Consider the following 23175-nt stretch of genomic DNA (forward strand, 5'->3'; position numbering starts at 1 on the left):
GTAAGCGACAACAATGTACTAAATCCGTTACGACCACATAATGAGATGATTCTTCTTGCTATGTGAGACTCGTGTTACGGTTGACAGAGCCGATCGAAGGAGCGATCTTCCATGACGGACAAGAACGCCGTATATACCCATGGCCACCACGAGTCGGTGCTGCGATCCCACAGATGGCGCACCGCCGAGAACTCGGCGGCATATCTCCTGCCGCATCTGAGGCCCGGGACATCGCTACTGGACGTCGGCTGCGGGCCCGGCACCATCACCGTCGACCTGGCGGAGCGGATCGCGCCCGGCATGGTCACCGCCGTCGAGGTCACCGCGGAGGCGCTCGCCCTGGCCCGCGCGGAGGCGGAGCGGCGTGGGCGATCCACCATCGAGTTCTTCGTGGCGGACGTGCACGCGCTGGAGTTTCCCGACGACACCTTCGACGTCGTCCACGCCCACCAGGTGCTGCAGCACGTCGGCGATCCGGTCCAGGCGTTGCGCGAGATGCGGCGGGTCTGCAAGCCGGGCGGGATCGTCGCGGTCCGCGACAGCGACTACGCCGCGTTCACCTGGTTCCCCGAGCAACCCGAGCTGGACGAGTGGCTGACCCTCTACCACCGGATCGCCCGGGCCAACGGCGGCGAGCCCGACGCGGGCCGCCGGCTGCTGTCATGGGCTCACGCGGCGGGCTTCACCGACGTCTCGGCCACCTCCTCGACCTGGTGTTTCGCGACGCCGGAGGATCGTGCCTGGTGGGGCGGCGTGTGGGCCGAGCGGATCCTGAAGTCCGACATGAACCGCCAGATCCTCGCCTCCGGCGCGGCCACCGAAGCAGATCTGCGCCGCATCTCCGACGGCTGGCGGGCCTGGGCCGCGGAGCGGGACGGCTGGATGTCGCTCCTTCACGGCGAGCTGATCTGCCGCGCCTGAGGACCGGGAGCCCCGCCGGGTGGGAATCGAGTGCCTCGCGAGAGCTTGGGGCGCCCCGGGCCTTCGGCGGGGGGCGCCCCAGGCGGGTCAGGGCTGCCGGGTTATCTTGACGTCGTCCACTCCGGCCTCGACCAGCGAGGCGCCGGAGGCGTCACCGGCCTCGATCAGGATGCGGACACTCTGCCCGGCGAAGGCGGAGAGGTTGGCCGTGGCCGTGGCCCAGGCGCCGTTGCGGTTGGCGGCCGCGCCGAGCTGCTGGAACACCTGGGTGGTGGTGGAACCGACGACCTTCACGCGCAGGAAGTCGGCGCTGGAGGCGTTGGAGCCGTGCGCGAGATACCAGGAGAACGACAGGTTCAGCGTTCCGCTCGGCAGGGTGATCGCGGGTGAGCGGACGCTCGTCGTGCCGCCGTCGAGGTCGTAGTCGCCGGCGGCCGTTCCCGCCAGTCGTCCGGTGACCAGGTCGTTGACGCCGCTGACGGTGGTGCCGAGCTGCTTGGCGCCGCTGGAGGTGGTGGCTTCGGGGTCACCGCGCTCCCACTGGCCGCTCGTGGCGGTGTCGGTGGCGCCGGGGTTGGTCGTCCAGCCGGTCGCGGTCTCGAAGGTGTCGGAGTAGACCGTCGTCGGCGGGGTGCCGGTGCCGCAGTACTGCGACTCCTTGCCGATGATCCGGTAGACGCAGTCGGAGTACTCCAGGAAACGGAGCGTGGCCTCCCGGTTGCGGGTCGTCTGCGGAACGATCTGCTCGTCGGGGGGGTAGAAGCCGGGGGACGACCCGGTCGGGTACATCTCGATGGTGTAGCTGAAGATCTTGTAGTTGGCCCACATCCAGTCGTCGATCGAGCCGTCGGTGACGTAGAGGTCGCTGGCCTGCTGGGGGGTGTACGAATTGGTGGAGGCCATGTCCTCCCCCAGCGCCTCGAACGCGTCGTGGTCGTCCTGCGTCAGGCCGGGGGCGGTGTCGCTGGAGGTGTAGCCGTAGGGCCACAGGATCAGCTCGCCGTAGGTGTGCCAGTCGATGTGCGACTTGATCTGCTGCACGCCGCCGACCACCCGGCTGCGCACCCAGTTGGCGACCGCCTTGGTCTCCGGGGCGGACTCGCCCGCCGTACCGCGGTAGGTCTCGCTGGAGGTGGAGCCGGAGGAGCCTCCGCAGCAGCCGAACTGGTAGGCCCAGTTGCGGTTGAGGTCGGTGCCCACGTAGGACGAGCCCGCGTTGGGCTGCCGGTTCTTCCGCCAGGAGCGGTAGGAGCCGCCGGCGATGTCGTACTCGCCGCCGTCGGGGTTGAGGTCGGGCATGATCCAGATCTCGCGGGTGTTCACCAGGTTGGTGATCCTGCTGTCGCTGCCGTAGCCGTCGGTGAGCTGGTTGAGCAGGTAGAGCGCCATCTCGACGGTCAGATGCTCCCGGGCGTGCTGGTGGTGGGTGAACAGCACCTCGGGTTCGTTCTCGTCCGTGCCGACGTTGTCGCTGATCTTGACGGCCATCAGGTCGCGGCCCTCGTACGAGGTGCCGTAACTGATCTTTCTGGCGATGGTCGGATGGTCGGCGACGATCTGGTTGACCGCGGCGGTCAGCTCGGCGTAGTTGTGGTAGGCGGAGTCGGCCGAGGGGAAGTCCGAACGGTCCTCGGGCCCCACCGGGGACAGAGGCTTGGAGATCTTGCTGACGGCGTAGCCGAGTTTCTTGATCTCGGCGACCTCGGACTCGGTGGCGGTGACCACGATCGAGGCGGAGTCGACCTGGTCGATCGCGGCACCTGTGGCGGCGACCGCGCTTCGCTGCTCCGAGTTGCTCGGACCCTGCACCTTGTACTGGCTGTTCGGCTGTGGCTCAGCCGAGGCACCCGCCCCGGTCATGCCGAAACACAGCAGCGCCAGGACCGTGAATACCACGGTCAGACGGCCTCTCACCTAGATCCTCCTCAGACACGTGATCTCGGATTTTTCACGCGCCTGCACTGAGAGTCAAGCAACCACGTCGATTCGGAAAGACCCAACTTTAAAGACTTGTACGGCTCGCTTCATCGCCATATCCGACTTCTGGCCAGAAGGGTCAGAAGTCGACTTCGAACCAGAGAGTCCTGAATCCCCGGACGATGTCATCCTGGACTCCCCATCGGGCCGCGAGCAGGTCCACCAGGAACATGCCCCGGCCGTTCTCCGCCTCCGGCTCGTTGCGCACGTGCGGCGCCGACGTCCCCGATCCGACGTCGCGCACCTCCACGAGCACGGCCTCCGATCCCACCGCCACGGTCATCGCCACCCTGCCGCCGCCGCTCGACCCGGAGTGGACCACCGAATTCGTCACCACCTCGCTGACCAGCAGGACGACGTCGTCGGACGCGGGATGCCCCTCCCCCAGGAGTTCCCTGACCCGGTGCCGTGCCACCGCCACCGATTCCGGCACCCCCCGCAGGGTGACCGTCGATCTAGGCGAGACAGTCTGGCGTCCGGCCGTCATGGCTAACCTCACTCCCCGACATGCATCGTTCACATGCACATCGCGCTCCGGGATGGCACACTCACTCACGGTGAACTGTTCTATCAAGGACTGCAATAGCTCATGTTGAGATTCCACAGTTTTCCTGTAATAGAACGGAGGGAGGTAGATGCGTGGCTTCTCGGCGCAGCCCCACGGCCCGGCATCGCCGCCTGATGGCTGAACTAAGCCGTCTGCGAAAGAGCAGTGGGCTGTCACGGGTGGAGGTGGCCGAGCGGATCGGCTCCACCGACACCACCGTCTGGAGATACGAGACGGGCCTGACCCGTCCCAAGCCCTCCGACGTGTCGGCCCTCACCGACGTGTACGGCGTGACCGGGGAGGCGCGGGACTCCCTGATCCAGATGGCCGTCGAAGCCCGGCGGCGGGGCTGGTGGCACCAGCATCGCCAGACGCTCAAGCCCGGTTTCGACTCCTACATCGGGCTGGAGGCGGAGGCGTCGCTCGTGCGCTCGTACGAGCCGCTGGTCGTCCCCGGCCTGATGCAGACCGAGCCGTACGCACGTGCTGTGACCAAGGCGACCTCCATGGTCCATGACCCCTCCGAGGTCGAGGAGCAGGTCTCCGTGCGCATCTCGCGTCAGCGACTGCTGCACGGTCCCGGGGACCCGATCCAACTCGTCGCGGTGCTCGACGAGGCAGTAATCCGGCGTCGAATCGGCAGCCGTGAAATCATGGCCGAGCAGCTGGAACACCTGATCGATCTCAGCCGACTGCCCAACGTGGAGATCCGGGTCCTCCCCTTCTCCGCCGGAGAGCACGCTGCGATGGACGGCAAGTTCTGCCTGCTCAGCTTTCCGGAGCCCGAGGATCCCGACCTGCTCTACCTGGAGCAGGCCGCGAGCGGGCACGTGCCGAACGACCCGGAGGAAGTGCGCCGATACGCCTCCATGTTCGAGAGCCTGTCAGCGCTGGCTCTCGACCCGGAGGCCTCGACCGCCTTCATCGCCCAGATGGCGAAGAGATTTTCCAACCTCAGCCCGTAGAAAGAAGAAAGAGTGCGAGGGTCCACGATGGATCTGTCCAGCGTCGCGTGGCGCAAGAGCGGTCGCAGCACCAACGGAGGGGACTGCGTGGAAGTGGCGGTCGTTCCGGGTGACCCGGCTGTAGCCGGGCACAAGGCAGACGCCGATGAGCTCTATCTCATCCGCGACTCCAAGGATCCGGACGGCCCGGCGCTGGCATTCACTCCCAGCGAGTGGAGCGCCTTCGTCGGCGGCGTCAAGGACGGCGAGTTCGACTGATGAATCTCCGGGGGAATCGGGTCGCCGGTTCCCCCGGAGCCTTCGGCGGAGCTCCGCCCGCCTATGCGGACGGAGCCGGCGGACGGAGAACTCAGCCTCCGAGGTCCCCGAGCGTGAGCCGCCCGCCGGTGCGGGTGGAGATGCCCCCGCTCCAACCGGTCAGGTCAGATCAGTGCATTTCTTGGCATCCGCGTCCTTGGCCGCCTGCGGCACCCATCGGACGTTGGCGAACGATGCCGAGAACGCGCCCTCGGTGTAGACCAGGAAGGGCGTGTTGATCACCTCGAGGTCGAGGGCCCCCGTCGCGAAGCACGCGATCGGGATTTTGACGGTCGTCTTGCTCCCGATCGGAAGCCCCGCGAACAGCGACGTGGCCACCACCTCGGAGAAGCAGGGATAAACGCAGTGGACACTGATCACGGTCCTCGCGGCCGGAGCCTGGTGGACGATGGTGTCGAAGACCAGGGCGCCGTCGGCGTTGAGGTAGCCCCGCTGGTCGGTGCCGCCCGCCGGATTCTGCATGTAGAACTGCGCCGGCCCGCTGCCGGTCCAGGTCGCCTTGAGGCCGTCCTGCTGCACGTTGACGTCGGACGGCACCACGTTGATCTCGGAGTGTGCCGCCTGGCCGTCGACGCCGATCTCGGTGCCGCCCCAGTTCTCCGCCGAGCCGATCAGGCTCTTGTACGGCGGGACGTCCGTCCGGTTGAAGATCTCGAGGTCCTCGGTCGCGTTGCCGCCGCCACCCGAGGAGCCACAGCCGAGCTCGGGCGCGGTCTCGTCGAGGACCCCGACCGAGCCGCTCTGCCCGTAGTGCAGGCCGTACCCGAGCGGGAAGAGGGGGTCGTAGCCCTCGTCGCCCGGATTGAGCGGCGTCTGGCACGCGCTCTTCGGCCAGGAGTAGGACAGCTTGCCGGTGTAACCGCTGCTCCGGTGTGAGCTCCGGACGAGCAGGTCCGCGACGCCGCCGCCCTCGGTGCCCGGGAGCCATGCGGCGACGAAGGCGTCGGAGCGGTTGAGCTCCTTGTTGACCCAGAGCGGACGGCCGGTGACGTAGACGGTGACCACGGGTGTGCCCTTGCCCGAGACCTTGTCAAGGACGGCGAGGTCGCCGGGGTAGAGCTTGGCCGCCTCCAGCGAGCGCCGTCCGAGGTCTCCGACGCCCTCGGCGTACGGCGTCTCACCGATCACGGCGATGACCGCGTCGTAGGCCGCGGGGTCGACGCCGTCACCCGTCTCGCTGAAGGTGACGTCGGCCTCGCCCAGCGTCTCCCGCAGGCCGCCGAGGATCGTCGTGCCGTTGGGGAAGTCGGCGTTGGTGTTGCCGGTGCCCTGCCACGTGAGGGTCCAGCCGCCGGTCTGGTTCTGCATGCTGTCGGCGCTCTTGCCGACCACGAGCACCTTGGAGTTCGCGGCGAGCGGCAGCACCCTGTTGTTGTTCTTGAGCAGGACCTGCGACTCGCGAACGGCCTCGCGGGCGAGCTTCCTCGCTTCGAGCGCACGGGCCGACCCGGCCATGTCGCGGGCGGACGGCTTCGGCGCGGAGAACACACCGGCGCGCAGCTTCACGCGCAGGATCCGGGTCACCGCGTCGTCGATGCGCGACATCGGGATCTCGCCACCGGCAACCTGGGCGAGGGTGTTGGCGATGAACGCCTTCCAGTCGTTCGGCACCATCACGACGTCCAGGCCGGCGTTGATCGCCTGCGCGCAGCTGGAGTTGGTGCATCCGGCGACCTGGCCGATGCCGTTCCAGTCGGAGACGACGACGCCGTCGAAGCCGACCTTCTGCTTGAGGATGTCATTGATGGCGTACTTGCTGCCGTGGAGCTTGCCATGGTTGATGCCCAGGTCGGCGTTGGTCCAGCTGTTGAACGACACCATCACGGTCTGGGCGCCGGCCGCGAGCGCGCCGTAGTAGCCCTGACCGTGCACGTTGATCATCTCGGCCTCGGACGAGGGGTTGACGCCCTGGTCCGTTCCCCTGATGGTGCCGCCGTCTCCGATGAAGTGCTTCGCGGTCGCGATGACACCGTCCTCGTCGACGCGGTGCGCGTTTCTGCCCTGCAGGCCGTTGACGACCTCGTAACCGTAGGCACGGGTGATCCGGGGGTCCTCGGAGAAGCCCTCGTAGGTGCGTCCCCACCGGTCGTCCTTGACGACGGCGAGCGTGGGCGCGAAGGCCCAGTCCTGACCGGTCGCGCGAATCTGCTCCGCCGTCGCCGATCCGATGTCGCGGACGAGACACGGGTCGTGCGCGGCGCCCAGGCCGATGTTGTGGGGGAAGACCGTCGCGCCGTACACGTTGTTGTTGCCGTGAACGGCGTCGATGCCCCAGATGACCGGGATCTTCGTCCTGGTGGTGACGGACGCCTGCCAGTAGGCGTCGGCGAGGTCGAGCCAGGCCTGGGGCGCGGCGTGCTTGTCGCGGCCGGGCCACGAGCCGCCGCCGTTGAGCACCGAGCCGATGCCGTACTGCCTGACCTCATCGGGGGTGATCGCGCCGATCTCCGGCTGGGTCATCTGCCCGATCTTCTCGGCCGTCGTCATGCCGGCGAGGATCTTCGCGACCCGCCTCTCGTCGGCCGGGTTCTGCTTGATCCGGCTCTTGACCTTGGGCCAGTCCGCGAGGGTGGGCAGCTTCTTCTCGATGCGAGCGCAGCCGTCGGAGTCCAGAGCCGGACCCTCGATCACCGGCTGCCGGACGCCTTTACCCGTCCCGGCGTCCGCGCTCGGAATCCCGGCGCCCCCGGCCAGAAGGGCGAAGCCCGCCAGCAGCGCGAGCCCGCTCCGGCGTGCACGTAATCGGGCGAAAGGTTTGGTCATGGACAGTCCGTTCTTGAAGCGCGTCAACGGTCATTGCGGCCTTCTGAGGCCGCACTGGGCAGATCCTGACCCTGTGATGACAGTTGCGTCAAGAGTTCGCGAGAGCGCTCTCTCAGCCGCACCGATATTCGACGGTGGACGCGAAGAGGCGAAACCGACCCCCACCGGCCGGTCGAACCGCGTTGCGACGGACTTGACCGTACGAAAACGCCCAGGTCAACGCCGAGGTGAGAGCGCTCTCAACAAAATGGTCACCCGTTTCCGAAAAAACGGACCCGATGGTTCTTCAGCACCTCGGCAAAGTGGAAGTTTGTCCGATTCAGCGCGCTCGGCCTGGAGCAGGCGACACCCGAAGATCTGCGGTAAGCCTCAATCGCTCGCTCGACCAAAACGGATATTTCGGCACGTTCGTCGCCTTTGACAGTCCTGCGGGCAGGACCGTCAACACCGCCCTCTGAAAGAAGTGATACTCCCTCAGTACGGCTCCCATCGGCTCTGTCGACGTTCCCGCCGATCAGGCAACGATCCTGCCCTCGCGCAGCGCGGTGTGGGACCCGATGAAGTCACTGCGGAAGCGGCGATCGTGGGAGACCACCACCAGGGCACCTGCGTAGGCGGCCAGCGCCTCCTCCAACTCCTCGACAAGGGTGAGCGAGAGGTGGTTGGTCGGCTCGTCCAGGATCAGCAGGTCAACAGGGTGGACCACAAGCCTTGCCAGTTCCAGACGGCGTTGTTGCCCGACGGAGAGAGCGGCCACAGGCTTGACGAAGTCCTCGCGCTGGAACAGGCCCAGCGCGAGCAGGGCGGTCGCGTGCTCTTCCGGCGACCCTGGCAGACCTTCGGCGAAAGCGGCCAGTACTGTGCGCTTGGACCGCTTGACGGGTACTTCCTGGCGCAGGTAGCCGATCCGCCGAGGGCGGCGTACGGTGCCGGCGTCTTGGACGAGGTCACCGGCGAGCAACCGCAGAAACGTCGTCTTCCCCGCCCCGTTGGGGCCGGTGAGCAGTACCCGTTCACCGGGGACGACCGTGAACTCCTCGACGGTGAGCCGGTTTCCGACGCTGACGCCGTTCAGCTCGGCCAGCGGAGTGACGCCGATCTCGCCGTCGGCACCGCCTGCGTCACCGCTGTCGAATCGGGCGGCGAAGCGCAGCGGGTCGGGCGGGCGCGGGACCACGTCTTCGCGTAGGCGGCGCAGCCGCTCTCGGGCCTTGCGAACCTGGCCTGACAGTCCGGCCTCATGGGAGCGGCGATGGCCGGCCGTACGGGGGCGGCTGCTGGACCTGACGCTGGACGCCAACCGTATGGCGCCCGTATCGGCGAGGCCGGTCTGGCGATCGATTTCGGCCAGCCACTCCTGATACTCCTGCTCCCAGCGACGCCTGGCCGCAGCCTTCGCAGCCAGATAGCCGTCCCAGCCGTCACCGTATCGAGTAACGGTGCGGCGATCACGATCGACCTCCAGGATCGTCGTGGCGACCCGCTCAAGGAACGTCCGATCGTGGGTGACCGTCACGACCGTGCCGCGATGAGCCCGAAGCCGGGTCTCCAGCCACGTCACCGCTGTCTCGTCCAGGTCATTTGTCGGCTCGTCAAGCAGTAGCAACTCGGGCGCGGCGGTCAGCACGCAGGCCAGTGCCAGGCGAGACCGCTCGCCACCTGACAGGGCGCCGAGTCGCCGGTCCCTGGTGAGGTGAGCGAGGCCCAAGCCATGCATGGCCGCGTCGATCCGCGCGTCGACCTCGTAGCCGCCGCACGCCTCGTAAGCCGTGAGCAGATCACCGTAGACTTCCAGCTCCTCCGCGGACGCCTCAGCCAGCGAGGCTTCGGCCTCGCGCATGCGGTGCTCCAGTTCCCGCAGGTCGGCGAGTGCCACATCGATGGCATCCTGCACGGTCTGCGTGGCAGCCAAGTCCAGCGTCTGGCTGAGATAACCGATACCACCGGAGGTGACGACGACGATCTCGCCATCGTCCGGCCTCTCCTGGCCCGCGATGAGGCGGAGCAGAGTGGACTTGCCCGAACCGTTCTCGCCGATGACGCCGACCCGCTCGCCCGAGGCGACGGTGAAAGAAACGTTCTCCAGTACGGCATGGCCTGCGTAGGCCTTGGTGACGTGGGTGACGGTGAGCTGTGACGGATGGGCCAAGGGTTCGACCTCCAGGATTCTCGACGATGGGCATGGGCGGCCGCCGAGAAACATGGGAGAACATCATCCGGCGGCGGAAGGGCGCGGCGTGTCAGAACGTCATCGCGCGAGGGTGGTGAGACCACAGCCAGATCAAGAACACATGTAACGCATCGTATCCGGCGCCGTTCCCCAGCTACAAGGCATTAACTGATCCAAAGCACGATCGAGGTTGCCGGGTGGATACCGACGAAGAAAGAGAATCCTTTGATGAAGGATGCGGCTTTCGCGCAGCCGAGGCGATTTCCAGGAACCGGAGCCCGGGGCGGTTTCCGGAAACCGCCCCGGGCTCCGCCGCCGGCACCCGTCAGAACCCCGGGCCCGTCAGGACGGTGTCAGGGCCGTCAGGCCATCGTTCTGCCGCCGTTGACGGCGAGACGCTGTCCGGTGACGAAGCGGGCACCGGGTGAGGCGAGAAAGGCGATCACGTCGGCGACCTCGGCGGGCACCCCCATCCGGCCCAGCGGCACCCTCTCCGGGTAGTCCCCGAAGTCCGCGCCCTCGTGCCGTTCCACCGGTATCCAGCCGGGCTCGACCGTGTTGACGGTGATCCCCTCCCGGCCCAGCTCGTTGGCCCAGGAACGGGTCAGTCCGTGCATGGCGGCCTTCGCCGAGACGTAATGGCCCATCTCGGGATTGCCCAGGTCCACGACCTCACTGCCCACATTGATGATCCGGCCCGCCCCCGCCTCACGCATTCCCGGGAGTACGGCGTGCAGGATCAGCAGGGGCGCCTTGACGAAGAACCTCAGCTGGTCCAGATGGTCGTCCCAGGTCTGCTCGCCGAGGGGGATCAGCGGCTGTGGCCCGGTCGCGTTGTTGACCACGACCTCGATCGGACCCGCCTGCTCGGCCGCCTCGGCGACGCCCCGCCGTACCGACTCCTCGTCGGTCACGTCGAAGCGGGCCAGATGCACCTTCCCACCCGCCGCAGCGGCACGCTCGGCGACCGCGGTGGCGCCCTCGGTGTCGTGGGCGTAGTTGAGCGCGACCGTCCAGCCTTCCTCCGCGAGCCGTACGGCGATGGCGGCGCCGAGCCCTCGTGAGGCTCCGGTGACCAGGGCGCATCCCATGGGTCTCCCCTTTCACAGCATGTATGGAACCGCACTCATTGTGATGGGAACGCGTCACCCGTGCGATTCGGGGATCACACCGGATACGCCCCGAGCATCGCGAGCACCTCGCTCCGGGACATCCGTGCCCCCGCGTGCCACTCCTCCTCGTAGGCCGTGTCGCCGATCCGGGCGCGGACGGCCGCCGTGGTGCGGACGGCGTCGGGGTGAGCCGTCGCGGTGCCGTGCAGCGCCGTGGCCGCGCCCAGCAGCCGGGCCGCTCCCCCGGCGTCGCCCTCCAGCAGCGCGACCTCCGCCAGCCCCTCGGCCGCCGAGCCCGCCACCAGCAGGTAGCGGTGCGGGCTCTGCTCCAGCGCCTTGCCGTACCAGGCCCTCGCCTCGGCCCCGTCGCCGCTCGACGCGGCGATCCGGCCCAGGTCGACGATGATGCGCAGCCGTGTCTCCTCGGCGCTGTACCACCCCTGCGGGCACAGGGCCAGAGCCTCGTGAGCCAGGACGAGGGCCTCGTCCAGATCTCCGCGGAGCCTGGCGACCTCGCCGAGGCCGCGCCGGACCGCGGCCACGGCCTCGGGGGTGCCCGCCCGGCGGGCGTACTCGGCCGCGCGAAGGTATTCGGCGTGGGCGGTCGTGAGGTCACCGGCGCGCACGGACCCCATGGCCCTGCGATAGATGAGCTCCGCGATGTCCTCCGCCGATTCGAGCTCCTCCGCCAGATGGAGTGCCTCGTCGGCCAGCGCGTGCGACGCCACCCTGTCGCCCCGCAGTTCGGCGAGCTCGGCCAGCTCGGCCAGCGTCAACGCGGCCCCCCAGCGCTCTCCGATGGAACGGAACAGCTCCAGCGCGTCCCCGAAGGAGCGCTCGGCTCCCCCGGCGTCGTCGCCGTACAGCTGGAGGTAGCCGATGCCGAAGTGGGACAGCCCCCGCAGCCACGGATCCGCGACGGCCAGGGCCGTCTGGGCCGAAGACGGGTCGAGGGCGAAACCGGGGGGCGGACCGGTGAACATCGGCCACAGTATCCCGAGGAACGGCCACCGGTACCGCTGGTCGATCGGCGGGACGAGCGGCCTGACCCTCTCCAGCCGCTCCCGCAGCTCCGGGGTCCGCGACTCGCCGGAGAAGGCGACGAGCACGCACATGGCGTACTCCTGCTCCAGCCCGGAGACCGGTTCGGGCCCGATCATGTCGAGGAGATCCGTGGCCAGGCCCTCCCCCTCGGAGCGCCGCCCCCTCACCCACCAGTACATGGCGAGCCCGGCCAGCAGGCGGAGCCCGACCTCGGCCCGGCCGGTCCCGATGGCCCAGCGCAGCGCGGCGTGCAGGTCGTCGCGCTCCTCGTCGAGCCGTCGCAGCCACTCCAGTTGCTCGCCGCGGCGCAGGTGAGGGTCGGCCTCCGCCGCCAGGTCCGCGTAGTACGCCGCGTGCGCCTCGCGGCGCTCCTCCACCTCGCCGGTCTCGGCCAGCCGTTCCGCGCAGTAGGCGCGGATGGTCTCCATCATCCGGTAGCGCTCGCCGACCACCTCGACCAGTGACTTCTCCGCCAGAGAGGTCAGCAGGTCGACGACCTCGGCCTCCGGCAGACCGCACACCCGCCCGGCCGCCTCCAGGGTCGCGCCCCCCACAAAGACGGTCAGCCGTCCGGCCAGGAGCCGCTCGCCCTCGTCGAGCAGGTCCCAGCTCCAGGCCACCACCGCGCGCAGCGTCTGGTGTCGCGGCAGCGCCGTACGGCTGCCGCGCGACAGCAGCCGGAACCGGTCGCCGAGCCGGGAGGCCACCTCGGTCACCGGCAGGGAGCGCAGGCGCGCCGCGGCCAGCTCCAGGGCGAGCGGCAGCCCGTCCAGCGCCCGGCAGATGTCCAGCACCCGCTCGACGTTCCCGGCGTCGACGCGGAAGTCCGGCCGCACCGCGACCGCCCGGTCGGCGAACAACCGCACCGCGGGATAGCCGAGCGCCTCCCGCGTGCTCGTGCCCGCCCGGGGCACCGGCAGGGGCGCGACCGGGTGGATCGTCTCTCCGGTGATGCCCAGCGCCTCCCGGCTGGTGGCCATGACGCGCAGTCGCGGGCAGGCGGCGAGCAGGCGGTCGACGAGCTCGGCCGCGTCCGCCACCACGTGCTCGCAGTTGTCCAGGACGAGCAGCAGCGGGCGGTCGGCCAGCGCCGCGACCAGGCGGGCCGGCGGATCGGGCACATGACGGCCGGACACCGGTGGCGGGAGCAGACCGGCGTCGCGGATCCCCAGCGCGTCGAGGACGGCCTGCGCCATCTCCTCGCCGTCGGAGACGGGGGCCAGCTCCACGAAGCAGACGTCGCCCCGCCGCGCCCCGGCGACCTCTCCGGCCAGCCGGGTCTTCCCCGCCCCGCCGGAGCCGACCAGGGTGACCAGCCTCGACTCGCCGAGCAGCGCGTGCAGCCGGGACGTCTCGTCCTCCCTGCCGACGAAGCTGGTCAGCTGGGCCCGCAGGCCGAGCCGGGTGGCGGCGGAACCGGGGACGGCGGTGAGCGCGGGGTCGGCCCTGAGCACGGCCAGGTGCACGGCGGCCAGCTCGGCCGACGGGTCGACGCCGAGCTCCTCGCCGAGGATCCGCCTGGCCCTGCCGTACACCTCCAGCGCCTCGGCCTGTCGCCCGGAGCCGTACAGCGCCCGCATCAGCTGTCCCTGAAGCCGTTCCCTGAGCGGATGTGCGGCCGTCAGCTCCTGCAGCTCGGCGACGAGCTCGCGGTGGCGGCCCCGTTCCAGCTCGGCCTGGACGCGGTCCTCCAGGCAGTCGAGCCGGAGCCTCTCCAGTCTGGCCGAGGACGCCTGGGCGAACGGCGGCTCTCCCACGTCGGCCAGGGCGGGCCCGTGCCACAGCGAGAGCGCCTCGCCCAGCAGCCCGGCCGCCCGCCCGGGGTCACCGGCCGCCAGGGCGTGGCGCCCCTCTGTGGCGAGCCGCTCGAAACGGTGGGCGTCGACGGCGTCGGCGTCGACCACGAGCCGGTAGCCCGCCGGATGGAACTCGATCACGTCCCGGGCGCCGAGCGCCCTGCGCAACCGCGAGACCTGGGACTGCAGGGCGTTGGCCGCGCCCGCCGGGGGGTCGGTGCCGTACAGCCCGCCGACCAGCCGCTCGGTGGTCACCACCTTCCCCGCGTCGAGGAGCAGCAGCACCAGCAGGGCGCGCATCCCCTGACCGCCTACGGAAACCACGCGCTCGCCGTCGAGCCGAATACGCGTGGGGCCGAGGATGTCGAACCGCATGCCTCGATTATCCGGGTTTTCGCGTCCCATAATCGATCATCCCCCGGAACCGCCGTGCTCCGCGACCGTGGCCGCGGGGTCGCCGGGCGCCGGTTAGGTTAGCCGGGGAAGGTGACGGTTTCTGTAACGCCCGAGGATCCTCAGCACGACATATAGCTATATATCGGGAAGCTTGATGAAAGGGATCTATCTCTGGCGCTGGAACTGGCGAAGGATGAGGGGGTCGAGACGCCCCTCGCTGCGCTCGCCCCCCGACCGGCTTGGCTGACGTACTCGGAGTCCTCATGAGCAACCACGCGAACAACTCCTCCCCCGACCGCCGGGCCCGCGGGCTGGAGGCCATGAAGCGGGTGAACGGCCGTGACCACGTCGGCGACGATCCCGGTGACTTCCTCGGGATGACCGTCGAGCACCTGTTCGCCGAGGTGTGGTCCAGAGACGTGATCACGGTCCGCGACCGCCGGTTGCTGCTTCTCGGCCTTCTCGTCGGCCAGGGTCTGGACGACGAGATCGAGCTCCAGCTGGACGCGGCGCTGCGGACCGGGGACCTCACCCCCGCGGAACTCCGCGAGATCGTCGTCTTCCTGACCCACTACGCCGGATGGCCACGCGGTTCCCGGCTCAACTCCCAGGTCGAAGAGCTGATCGCCCGCGTCCTGAGGTCATAGCCGCTCCACGTTGGGCCCGCTGCAGCGGTTACGCGTGTCGAAGACGAAGGTGCTCGATCGCTGGATCAGCTCGTAGTCGAAGCAGTCGTGGTCGGTGAGGATCACCACCGCGTCCGCCCGGGCCAGCTCCCGGGCCACCGGTTCGACGATCTCGATCCCCGGCGGCATCAGGAAGTCGTCGATGTGGGGGTCGGCGGCCCGCACCTTCGCGCCCAGCTTGTACAGGGCTCTGGCCACCTCGATCGCGGGTGACTCGCGGCAGTCTCCCGCGTTCGCCTTGTAGGAGAGCCCGAGCACGAGGATCCGGCTGTCCCTGAGCGGCTTGCACCGCTGGTTCAACGCGAGGATCAGCCGGTTCACGACATGGGCTGGCATGTGGTCGTTGATGTCGTTCGCCAGCTCCACGAACCGGAAGTTGTGCCCCAGGCTGCGCTTGACCTTCCACGACAGGTACGACGGGTCGATCGGCAGGCAGTGCCCGCCGACACCGGGGCCCGGGGTGAAGCGCATGTAGCCGAACGGCTTGGTGGAGGCGGCGTCGATGGCCTCCCAGACATCGATCCCGAGCTGCTGCGCGAAGATCGACAGCTCGTTCACCAGGGCGATGTTGACGTGCCTGAAGGTGTTCTCCAGGAGCTTGCACAGCTCGGCCACCTGGAGGGAGGAGACCGCGACGATCGGCTGCACGAGGAGACCGTAGAACGCCCGGACCCGCTCCAGGGAGGCCTCGTCGATCCCGGACACGACCTTCGGCGTGTTCTCCAGACGCCAGTGCGGGTTGCCCGGGTCGATCCGCTCCGGGCTGTAGCCCAGGAAGAAGTCCTCCGGCGTCCGCAGTCCGGAGCCCTCCTCGAGCAGCGGCCGGAGGTATTCCTCGGTGGTTCCGGGATAGGTGGTCGACTCCAGGATGACCGTGGCGCCCGGCCGGATCAGCGGGGCCACGGACCGGCCCGCCGAACCGATGTGGCGAAGGTCGGGAGCGCCCTCGCGGAGGGGCGTCGGCACCGTTATCACGCAGACGTCGAACGCCTCCGCGTCAGCGTAGTCGGTGCTGGCCAGATAACGACCGGAACGCATGGCGGCGGCCAGCACCTCGTCGCCGATGTCCTCGACATAGGACTCGGCCACGTTCAGCCGTTTGACCCGCCATTCGTCCACGTCGATCCCCACGACGTCGAACCCCGCCTCGACCGCCCGCATCGCGAGTGGCAGGCCGACGTACCCCTGGCCGACGACGACCAGTTTCTCTCCCATGTCAGGACCCCCGTCGCTTCGAGATGAGATATCCCCGACTGTAGGAGCCAGGCCTTCCCGCACCGTCGATTCGGCGGCGAGCCGGGCGTGTCGGGCGCCCCTGTCTCTCGGCGGGAGGAAATCAGTCCCGACACCGCATAAAAGAGTGGCAAGAATATCGGCCGGACCGAAGGTCCGGACCGGCCCAAAGGCCCGAAGTGATCAGACTTACCCGCATGACCACGACTCCGTCCCTTCCTGACTCCGCTGCGAACCCGCTGAGAACCGGGGCGGACACGGAACCGGATGCCTTCGTTCGCCGACAGGCGCCCTCTCCCCGAGGAGTGCGGCGTTTGCTGGCGTCGCGATGGCCGCCGGTCGCGTTCGCGACCGTCTTCAGCGTGGTCGTGCTGAGTGTCTACGGCGTTTCCGGCTCGGAGACATCCCTCTTCGGCGCCTACGTGGCACTGGGTGTCGCGTTGCCGGGCGTGCTGCTGGTGCGGGCCCTGTATCCCGGTTCCCGCACGCTCGCGGAGGAGATCGCGCTCGGCGTGACCCTCGGCTACGCCGTGGAGGTACTCGCCTACATCGCCGCCCGGGCCGTCGGGCTGCCGCTGTTCGTCCTGGTGTGGCCGGTCACCACCTATGCGGCCTTCCTGCTGGTTCCCCGCCTTCGCCGGCACTGGAGAGGCATGCCCCGCTCCGAGGCGCCGCTCTGGTGGTCCTGGTCGCTCGCGCTGGTCGTCGTGTATCTGGTCGGCTGGAGCGCCTTCACGTTCTTCACGCGTTCCCTCAGCTGGCCGGGGCTCGGGACCAACGTCGACGTGCCGTTCCATCTGGCGCTGATCGGCGAGCTGAAGCACCACGTGCCGCCCACGATGCCCATGGTCTCCGGCGAGCCCCTCTTCTACCACTGGTTCGTGTACGCGCACCTCGCCTCGGCGAGCTGGGTGACCGGGATCGAGCCGCTGGTGCTGCTGCTCCGCCTGGCCATGCTGCCCATGCTGGCCGCGTTCGTCGTCCTCATCGGGATGATCGGCAAGCGCGTCATCGGCTCGCGCGCGGGCGCGCTGATCGCCGTCGGAGGCACGATCTTCGTGGCGCCGCCGAACCTGTACCTGGGCACGGACGTGGTCTTCACCTGGGGCGGCGTACCGGACCTCGCCTGGATGAGTCCCACCCAGACCTTCGGATCCCTGCTGTTCGTCTTGGTCGTCATCCTTCTCGGCGACCTTTTCAGGCGCCGCCGGCAGGGCCCCGGCAGGTGGCTCGTGCTGGGCGTCTCGCTCATCGCGGTGATGGGGGCGAAGGCCACCTACCTGCCCCTGCTCATGGTGGGGCTCATCGCGGTGGTCGCGGCCGAGCTCGTCCGGCGACGGCCGCCGTGGCCCACGCTCGCCGCGCTCGGGATGACGACGGCGTGTCTCGTCTACGCGCAGTTCGTGCTGTTCGGCCAGGCGAGGCAGGGCATGGTCGTGGATCCCCTCTCCTTCATGCGCTCGGCCTGGGGAGAGTGGACGGGCCTGGGCGAGCAGGTCCGTCCCTCACCGGCCTCGGTGCTCGGCGTCACGTTGATCTTCTCGCTGTGCTGGCTCGTCACCTGGTCCGGAATCCTCGGGCTGCTGAGCCGCCCGCGGCTGATCCTGAGATCCGAGACGTCCCTCATGCTGGGAATCGGCGTGGCGGGCATGGGCGCGATGCTCCTGTTCGGGCACCCCGCCCGGAGCCAGCTCTTCTTCCTCTGGGCCGCCTATCCCTATCTGGTGATCGTCGCGGTACACGGGCTTCTTGTCCTCCTGCGGCGGGCTCGGGTGTCGCTCACGGCGAAGGCCGCCGCGGCCGCCGCGGGGCTGCTCGCCGTCTATCTCGTCCCCTTCGTCGGCGGCGTCGAGGTTCCCCTCTCCCCGGGCCGGCCGGATACCGTCCTGTACCGGCCCTACCTCGTACTGCTGGCCGGTTCCCTTCTTGCGGCGGCCGTCCTGACGGTCATGAGGGGACGCCTTCGCGCCTGGGCTCTCGTGACCGTCGCCTTCGCGGCCATCGGCCTGCCGGCGGATCTGCACGCCCGTGCCCTCAAGGTCGCGGGCGACGCCCTGGGAGACGGCCGCACGCCGACGGTCTCGAAGCTGACGGCGCGGACCATCCCGCAGGGAACCCTGACGATCGCGCGGTGGTTGCGCGACCACTCGGACCCGGACGACCTGGTCGCCACGAACGCCCACTGCTTCTGGGGATACGAGAACCCGTGCGACAGCCACCACTTCTGGGTGGCCGCCCTGTCCGAGCGGCACGTCCTGGTCGAGGGGTGGGCGTACGCCTCCCGGAACCTGGACCGCTGGCGCCCGGGCCGGCCCGCGTTCGAGCTTCCGTTCTGGGATGACGAGCGAATCCGGCTGAACGACGAGGTCTTCAACGCGCCTTCGGCGCTCGCGATCCAGCGCCTGCGCGAACGTTACGGAGTGGACTGGCTCCTGGCCGACGAACGTCACCTGGGATCCGGCTCGAGGATCGGGGACTTCGCCGACCTTCAGATCCGCTCGGGCGGCTACGCCCTCTATCGCTACCCGCCTCGATGATCCGTGAGCCTGGACGGCCCGGTGCCCCTCCGGCCGTCAGCCGAAGGTCTCGGGATCCACGCAGAGACGGGTGCCGTCGTCCAGCCGCGCGATCGCGGCCATGTCGTCCGGGTCGAGCTCGAAATCGAAGACATCGATGTTCTCGGCGATGCGCGCCGGCGTCACCGACTTGGGGATCGCCGCGTTGCCCAGCTGCATGTGCCAGCGGAGCACCACCTGGGCGGGTGTCCTGCCGTGCTTGGCGACCAGCCCTGCGAGCGTGGAATCGCCGAGCAGGCGGCGGCCCCGGCCGAGCGGGCTGTACGCCTCGGTCACGATGCCGTGCTCGGCGTGCAAGGCCCGCAATCCGGCCTGGGCCAGATTCTGGTGAAGCTCGATCTGGTTGACGGCGGGCACGACGCCGGTCTCGCCGAGGAGCCGCTCGAGCGTCTCGGCGGTGAAGTTGGAGACGCCGATCGCCCGGGCCCGCCCGTCGGAGTGGAGCCTCTCGAAGGCTCTCCACGTCTCCACGTATCTGCCCCGGACCGGACAGGGCCAGTGGATCAGGTAGAGGTCGACGTAGTCGAGGTCCAGTCGCTTCAGGCTCATGTCGAAGGCCCACAGCGCCTCGTCGTAGCCGTGCTCGTCGTTCCACAGCTTCGTGGTGACGAACAGTTCCGCGCGTGACACGCCCGAGGCGCGCACCGCGCGCCCGACCTCTTCCTCGTTGTGGTAGCGCGCGGCCGTGTCGATGCTGCGATAGCCGGCCTCGATCGCCACGGCGACCGCCCTGGCCGCTTCGTCGCCGGACACGCGCCCCACGCCGAAACCGAGCTGCGGCATCGTGATGCCGTTGTTGAGCGTGACGGTGCTCACCCGTCCCCCGGCGCTTGCCGGGGTCGCTCCGTGCTCCGGGTTCCTGTACGCGTGCGGGGCGGATCCGAGGTCGTTCATATCGTTCTCACCCGCTCCTCCGCTCCGGAGCCCACTCCCGCGTACGCGGGGGCGTCGGTCCGGAGTTGTTGCGGAGCGACGGCCTCCGCGGACGGTCCCGCGTGCTCGCGGATCACGTAGGTCGGCCGCCCCATCCCGCTTCCGTGGATGCGGCCGACGTATTCACCGAGAATCCCGATGGCTATCAACTGGACGGAGGAGAAGATCGCGACCATGGTGGCGATGGTGGTGAATCCGGCGACCTTGGTGTCCCCCGTGATGAAGTACCAGAGGACGCTGCCGCCGAGGAACAGGCCGACGAACCCCGTGAGGAACCCCAGATAGCTGGCCACCCGCAGGGGCGCCGCGCTGTAGCCCAGGAGCATGTTCACGGCGTGCCGGATCAGCAGGCGCGGGGTGTAGTTGGACTGCCCGTGGCGGCGTTCGTCCATGTGCACCCTGACCGCGCCCACCTGCGTGGTGGTCCAGGAAAGGGCGACGTCGACGGAGACGTGCGGTCCGGACATTTCCTGAAATCCATCACGCAGGCGCGTGTGAAAGGCACGGAAAGAGCTGATCGACCGCGCATGACGGACTCCCAGCGTGGCGGACATGCCGGCCTTCACCGACCGGGAGGCGAGGCTCCGGAGAAATCCGTGCTCCTCCTCATGCGGGATCCCGTAGACCAGATCGTGGCGATCGCCCTCGAGCGCGGCCAGCAGGAGGGGGATCTCCTCCGGCGGGTGCTGCAGGTCGTCGTCCATCGTGACGATGACCTCGAATCTCGCCTCCCTGATGCCGACGACCAGCGCATTGTGCTGGCCGTAGTTGCGAGAGAGGCGAATCGCGCGAACACCCTCGAACAGGCGGGTGAGTTCAGCGGCCACATTCCACGTATCATCCGGACTTCCGTCGACGGCGAGAATCACCTCGTGCTGGATGGAGGCGTCGCGCAGGACGGAAACCAGCCTGTTCACCAGCGCCGGAAGGGTTGTCGCCGAGCGATAACATGGAATAACCACTGACACTGACATTAATCCCCCGATTGCAAGACTTGATTTCTCGCGAGACAGCTACACTCCTCTTGATCCAGCTGCTCGACCATGGTCCAGAGGAGCCAAAAATGGTTGAAATGGAAAGTCGGACCGTTCGCGACAAAGATTCAGGGTTCGGGCGGCGAGCTTTGATCTCCGCTCTTAGCGGACAGCGCATCACATACCTGGTGGCCGGCGCCATGACCGCTGTGCTCTATTACGGTCTCCTAGGCCTAGGATTGCTGATCGCTAAAGATGGGGTTCCCTATCTTTTCCTGGTCGTGGCCTGCTATTTGGTCGCTGCGACGATCATCTATCCCTGGTACAGGCTGGTGGTCTTCCGTGGCACGCGCGAATCGTGGACGGTCGGCTATCTCCGGTTCTACGCGGTCGGACTGAGCTTTCTGGCGACATCCATCATTGGTCTTCCCATTTTGGTGGGATTTGCCGGGATTCCAATCCTTATAGCGCAGGGCCTCATAATAATTGCAAGCCCTCCGCTGAGTTATCTAATACATCGAACATGGACATTCCGCACCCACTGAAACATCTAGTCTTGGCAATTTGTCACACATCCTTTGATAGAGGCAGAGGATGGCGAAGAGTCGCTAATCCGAGCTCCGCATAGATTCAGCGGGCAGGTGGTCACTGTGGCCATGCGTTCTTCGCGGAAGGACACAGAGTGATGAAAGCACTCGTTCTAGCGGGGGGCAGAGGGACGAGGCTGCGGCCGCTAACCCATACCTCCGCGAAACAGCTGGTCCCGGTGGCCAACAAACCGGTGCTCTATTACGGACTCGAAGCGATACGGGACGCGGGAATCACCAGCGTGGGCATCATCATCGGTGACACGGGCGCCGACATCCGGGAGGCCGTGGGAGACGGCTCGCAGTTCGGCCTCGACGTGACCTACATCCCCCAGGAGGCTCCCCTCGGACTGGCGCACTGCGTCCTGATCGCCCAGGAGTTCCTGGGCGAGGAACCGTTCGTGATGTATCTCGGCGACAACTTCCTGGTCGGCGGGATCTCCGGCCTCGTCGACGCGTTCCGCGTCGGCGGGTACGACGCCCAGATCCTGCTCACCAAGGTCGACGAACCCCAGTTCTTCGGGGTCGCCGAGCTCGGGCCGCAGAACGAGATCATCGCGCTGCAGGAGAAACCGGCCCATCCGCGGAGCGATCTCGCCATCGTGGGCGTGTACTCCTTCTCCCCGGCCATCCACGAGGCCGTCCGGGCGATCAAGCCGTCGGCCCGCGGTGAGCTGGAGATCACGGAGGCGATCCAGTGGCTGATCGAGAACGGTTACTCCGTGCACTCGCACATGGTCACCGGCTACTGGAAGGACACCGGTCGGCTGAAGGACATCCTGGAGTGCAACCGCATCGTCCTGGAGTTGATAGAACCCGATGTCAAAGGCACCGTTGACGGCCTGAGCGAGATCACCGGCCGGGTGATCCTCGAAGCGGGGGCGGTGGTGGAGAACTCCATTCTCCGCGGGCCGATCGTCGTGGGAGCCGACACGAAGGTCACCTCCTCCTACATCGGCCCCTTCACGTCGATCGGGTCGAACTGTCTCCTGCAGAACTCCGAGATCGAGTACTCGATCGTGCTCGACGGTTCTTCCGTTCACGGTGTTTCGCGGCTCGCCCACTCCCTCATCGGGCGCAACGTCGAGGTGAGCTGTGCCGCGGGCGTGCCCAACACCCACCAGCTCATGGTGGGCGACCACAGCCAGATACAGGTGAGGGCATGAGAATCCTCGTCACCGGGGGCGCCGGATTCATCGGATCCCACTACGTACGGTCGCTGTTGCTCGGCGCCTATCCGGGATACGAGGACGTTCGCGTCACGGTGCTGGACAAACTCACCTACGCCGGCAACCTCGCCAATCTCGCCTCGGTGGCCGGGCACCGAGGCTACGCGTTCGTCCGGGGGGACATCGCGGATCCGGCGCTCCTCGATGACGTCCTGCCCGGGCACGAGGTCGTCGTGAACTTCGCGGCGGAGACCCACGTCGACCGCTCCATCGCCGAGGCGGGCGACTTCGCGACGACCAACGTGCTCGGCACCCAGAGACTCCTTCAGGCGGCGCTGCAGGCGAAGGTCCGCACGGTCGTCCACATCTCCACGGATGAGGTCTACGGCTCGATCGCGCAGGGGTCGTGGAGCGAGGACGAGCCCCTGCTGCCGAACTCGCCCTACTCCGCCGCCAAGGCCGCGGGTGACCTGTTCTGCCGCGCCTACGGCCAGACCTACGGCCTCGACGTCCGCGTGACCCGCTGTTCCAACAACTACGGCCCCTACCAGTATCCGGAGAAGGTCATCCCGCTCTTCGTCACCGACCTCCTCCGCGGCAGGAAGGTCCCCCTCTACGGCGACGGGCTCAACGTCCGGGAGTGGCTGCACGTCGACGACCACTGCCGGGGTATCCAGCTGGTGCTGGAGAAGGGCTCCCCCGGTGGGATCTACAACATCGGCGGCGGTGTCGAGCTGACCAACCGGGAGCTGACCGAACGGTTGCTCGCGGCTCTCGGCATGGGCTGGGAGATGGTCGAACACGTGCCCGACCGGCTCGGCCACGACCGTCGTTACTCGGTCGACAGCGGCAGGATCCGCGCGATCGGCTACAGGCCCAGGGTGGACTTCGACGAGGGACTCGCCGACGTCGTGCGGTGGTATCGCGACCACGAGGACTGGTGGCGACGCCTGAGGAGAACCGGTCGGTGATCTCTGGAGCCCGCCGGCCGGACGCCGTCGCGCTCCC

The 23175-nt window shown here is 68.1% G+C and carries 17 protein-coding genes; 8 read left to right on the forward strand and 9 right to left on the reverse strand.

The features are described 5' to 3' along the window. The first annotated feature begins 111 nt into the window (after positions 1-111). Positions 112-921, forward strand: coding sequence for a class I SAM-dependent methyltransferase (locus tag DKM19_RS31870; RefSeq protein WP_110700787.1), 810 nt, complete (start codon positions 112-114; stop codon positions 919-921). An 87-nt stretch (positions 922-1008) separates the two neighbouring features. Here the strand turns inward: DKM19_RS31870 and DKM19_RS31875 are convergent, their stop codons facing one another. Beyond that, positions 1009-2835 (reverse strand): M14 family zinc carboxypeptidase, encoded by a 1827-nt coding sequence (locus tag DKM19_RS31875; RefSeq protein ID WP_239513692.1) that lies wholly within the window; start codon positions 2833-2835, stop codon positions 1009-1011. Between the two features lie 142 nt (positions 2836-2977). Continuing rightward, positions 2978-3385, reverse strand: a complete 408-nt coding sequence (locus tag DKM19_RS31880) for an ATP-binding protein (RefSeq protein ID WP_110700789.1) — start codon at positions 3383-3385, stop codon at positions 2978-2980. A gap of 194 nt (positions 3386-3579) precedes the next feature. On the opposite strand from DKM19_RS31880, the gene DKM19_RS31885 reads away from it, so the two are divergent. Together DKM19_RS31885 and DKM19_RS31890 are read left to right on the forward strand one after the other, a co-directional pair. Further along, on the forward strand, positions 3580-4410 hold the full coding sequence (locus DKM19_RS31885; RefSeq protein ID WP_239513693.1) for a helix-turn-helix transcriptional regulator: 831 nt from the start codon (positions 3580-3582) through the stop codon (positions 4408-4410). 27 nt (positions 4411-4437) lie between these two features. Further along, positions 4438-4668: a DUF397 domain-containing protein gene (locus tag DKM19_RS31890; protein WP_089206526.1), complete on the forward strand. Its 231-nt coding sequence runs from the start codon at positions 4438-4440 to the stop codon at positions 4666-4668. A gap of 159 nt (positions 4669-4827) precedes the next feature. Here DKM19_RS31890 and DKM19_RS31895 read toward each other — a convergent pair whose 3' ends face one another. The 4 genes from DKM19_RS31895 to DKM19_RS31910 all read right to left on the reverse strand — a co-directional run bounded on the left by DKM19_RS31895 (position 4828) and on the right by DKM19_RS31910 (position 13988). Then, positions 4828-7491, reverse strand: coding sequence for an exo 1,3/1,4-beta-D-glucan glucohydrolase (locus DKM19_RS31895; protein ID WP_110706147.1), 2664 nt, complete (start codon positions 7489-7491; stop codon positions 4828-4830). Between the two features lie 514 nt (positions 7492-8005). Beyond that, a complete protein-coding gene (gene abc-f, locus DKM19_RS31900) occupies positions 8006-9694 on the reverse strand; it encodes a ribosomal protection-like ABC-F family protein (RefSeq protein ID WP_110700793.1) in 1689 nt (562 codons plus the stop codon). A gap of 329 nt (positions 9695-10023) precedes the next feature. Then, positions 10024-10752 carry an SDR family oxidoreductase gene (locus DKM19_RS31905; RefSeq protein WP_110700795.1) on the reverse strand — a complete coding sequence of 243 codons (729 nt, stop codon included), beginning with the start codon at positions 10750-10752 and terminating at the stop codon, positions 10024-10026. A 74-nt stretch (positions 10753-10826) separates the two neighbouring features. Next, on the reverse strand, positions 10827-13988 hold the full coding sequence (locus DKM19_RS31910) for a BTAD domain-containing putative transcriptional regulator (protein ID WP_110700797.1): 3162 nt from the start codon (positions 13986-13988) through the stop codon (positions 10827-10829). A gap of 284 nt (positions 13989-14272) precedes the next feature. Between DKM19_RS31910 and DKM19_RS31915 the strand changes: the two genes are divergently transcribed. Beyond that, a complete protein-coding gene (locus DKM19_RS31915) occupies positions 14273-14656 on the forward strand; it encodes a carboxymuconolactone decarboxylase family protein (RefSeq protein ID WP_110700799.1) in 384 nt (127 codons plus the stop codon). Here the strand turns inward: DKM19_RS31915 and DKM19_RS31920 are convergent. Beyond that, entirely contained in the window at positions 14651-15910 is a 1260-nt protein-coding gene (locus tag DKM19_RS31920; RefSeq protein WP_110700801.1) for a nucleotide sugar dehydrogenase, read from the reverse strand. The two genes, DKM19_RS31915 and DKM19_RS31920, sit on opposite strands and share 6 nt — an antisense overlap. A 332-nt stretch (positions 15911-16242) precedes the next feature. Between DKM19_RS31920 and DKM19_RS31925 the strand changes: the two genes are divergently transcribed. Then, positions 16243-18465 carry a hypothetical protein gene (locus DKM19_RS31925; protein WP_110700803.1) on the forward strand — a complete coding sequence of 741 codons (2223 nt, stop codon included), beginning with the start codon at positions 16243-16245 and terminating at the stop codon, positions 18463-18465. Positions 18466-18501: 36 nt separating this feature from the next. Here DKM19_RS31925 and DKM19_RS31930 read toward each other — a convergent pair whose 3' ends face one another. Together DKM19_RS31930 and DKM19_RS31935 are read right to left on the reverse strand one after the other, a co-directional pair. After that, the gene (locus DKM19_RS31930; protein ID WP_204359190.1) at positions 18502-19320 is read right to left on the reverse strand and encodes an aldo/keto reductase; all 819 of its coding nucleotides are present in this window, start codon (positions 19318-19320) and stop codon (positions 18502-18504) included. 74 nt (positions 19321-19394) lie between these two features. Further along, positions 19395-20411 (reverse strand): glycosyltransferase family 2 protein, encoded by a 1017-nt coding sequence (locus DKM19_RS31935; RefSeq protein ID WP_110700807.1) that lies wholly within the window; start codon positions 20409-20411, stop codon positions 19395-19397. Between the two features lie 89 nt (positions 20412-20500). Here DKM19_RS31935 and DKM19_RS31940 point away from each other — a divergent pair, with 89 nt between their 5' ends. From DKM19_RS31940 to rfbB, 3 genes are all read left to right on the forward strand, one after another. Beyond that, the gene (locus tag DKM19_RS31940; RefSeq protein ID WP_110700809.1) at positions 20501-20956 is read left to right on the forward strand and encodes a GtrA family protein; all 456 of its coding nucleotides are present in this window, start codon (positions 20501-20503) and stop codon (positions 20954-20956) included. 140 nt (positions 20957-21096) lie between these two features. Next, positions 21097-22164, forward strand: coding sequence for a glucose-1-phosphate thymidylyltransferase (locus DKM19_RS31945; RefSeq protein WP_110700811.1), 1068 nt, complete (start codon positions 21097-21099; stop codon positions 22162-22164). Continuing rightward, complete coding sequence (rfbB, locus tag DKM19_RS31950) at positions 22161-23138, forward strand: dTDP-glucose 4,6-dehydratase (protein WP_110700813.1); 978 nt, start codon at positions 22161-22163, stop codon at positions 23136-23138. The genes DKM19_RS31945 and rfbB overlap by 4 nt, the downstream gene beginning before the upstream one ends. Positions 23139-23175 lie beyond the last annotated feature (37 nt).

Origin of the sequence: Streptosporangium sp. 'caverna', from assembly GCF_003203775.1 — a bacterium.
In the GTDB taxonomy this organism is placed as follows: Bacteria; Actinomycetota; Actinomycetes; order Streptosporangiales; family Streptosporangiaceae; genus Streptosporangium; species Streptosporangium subroseum.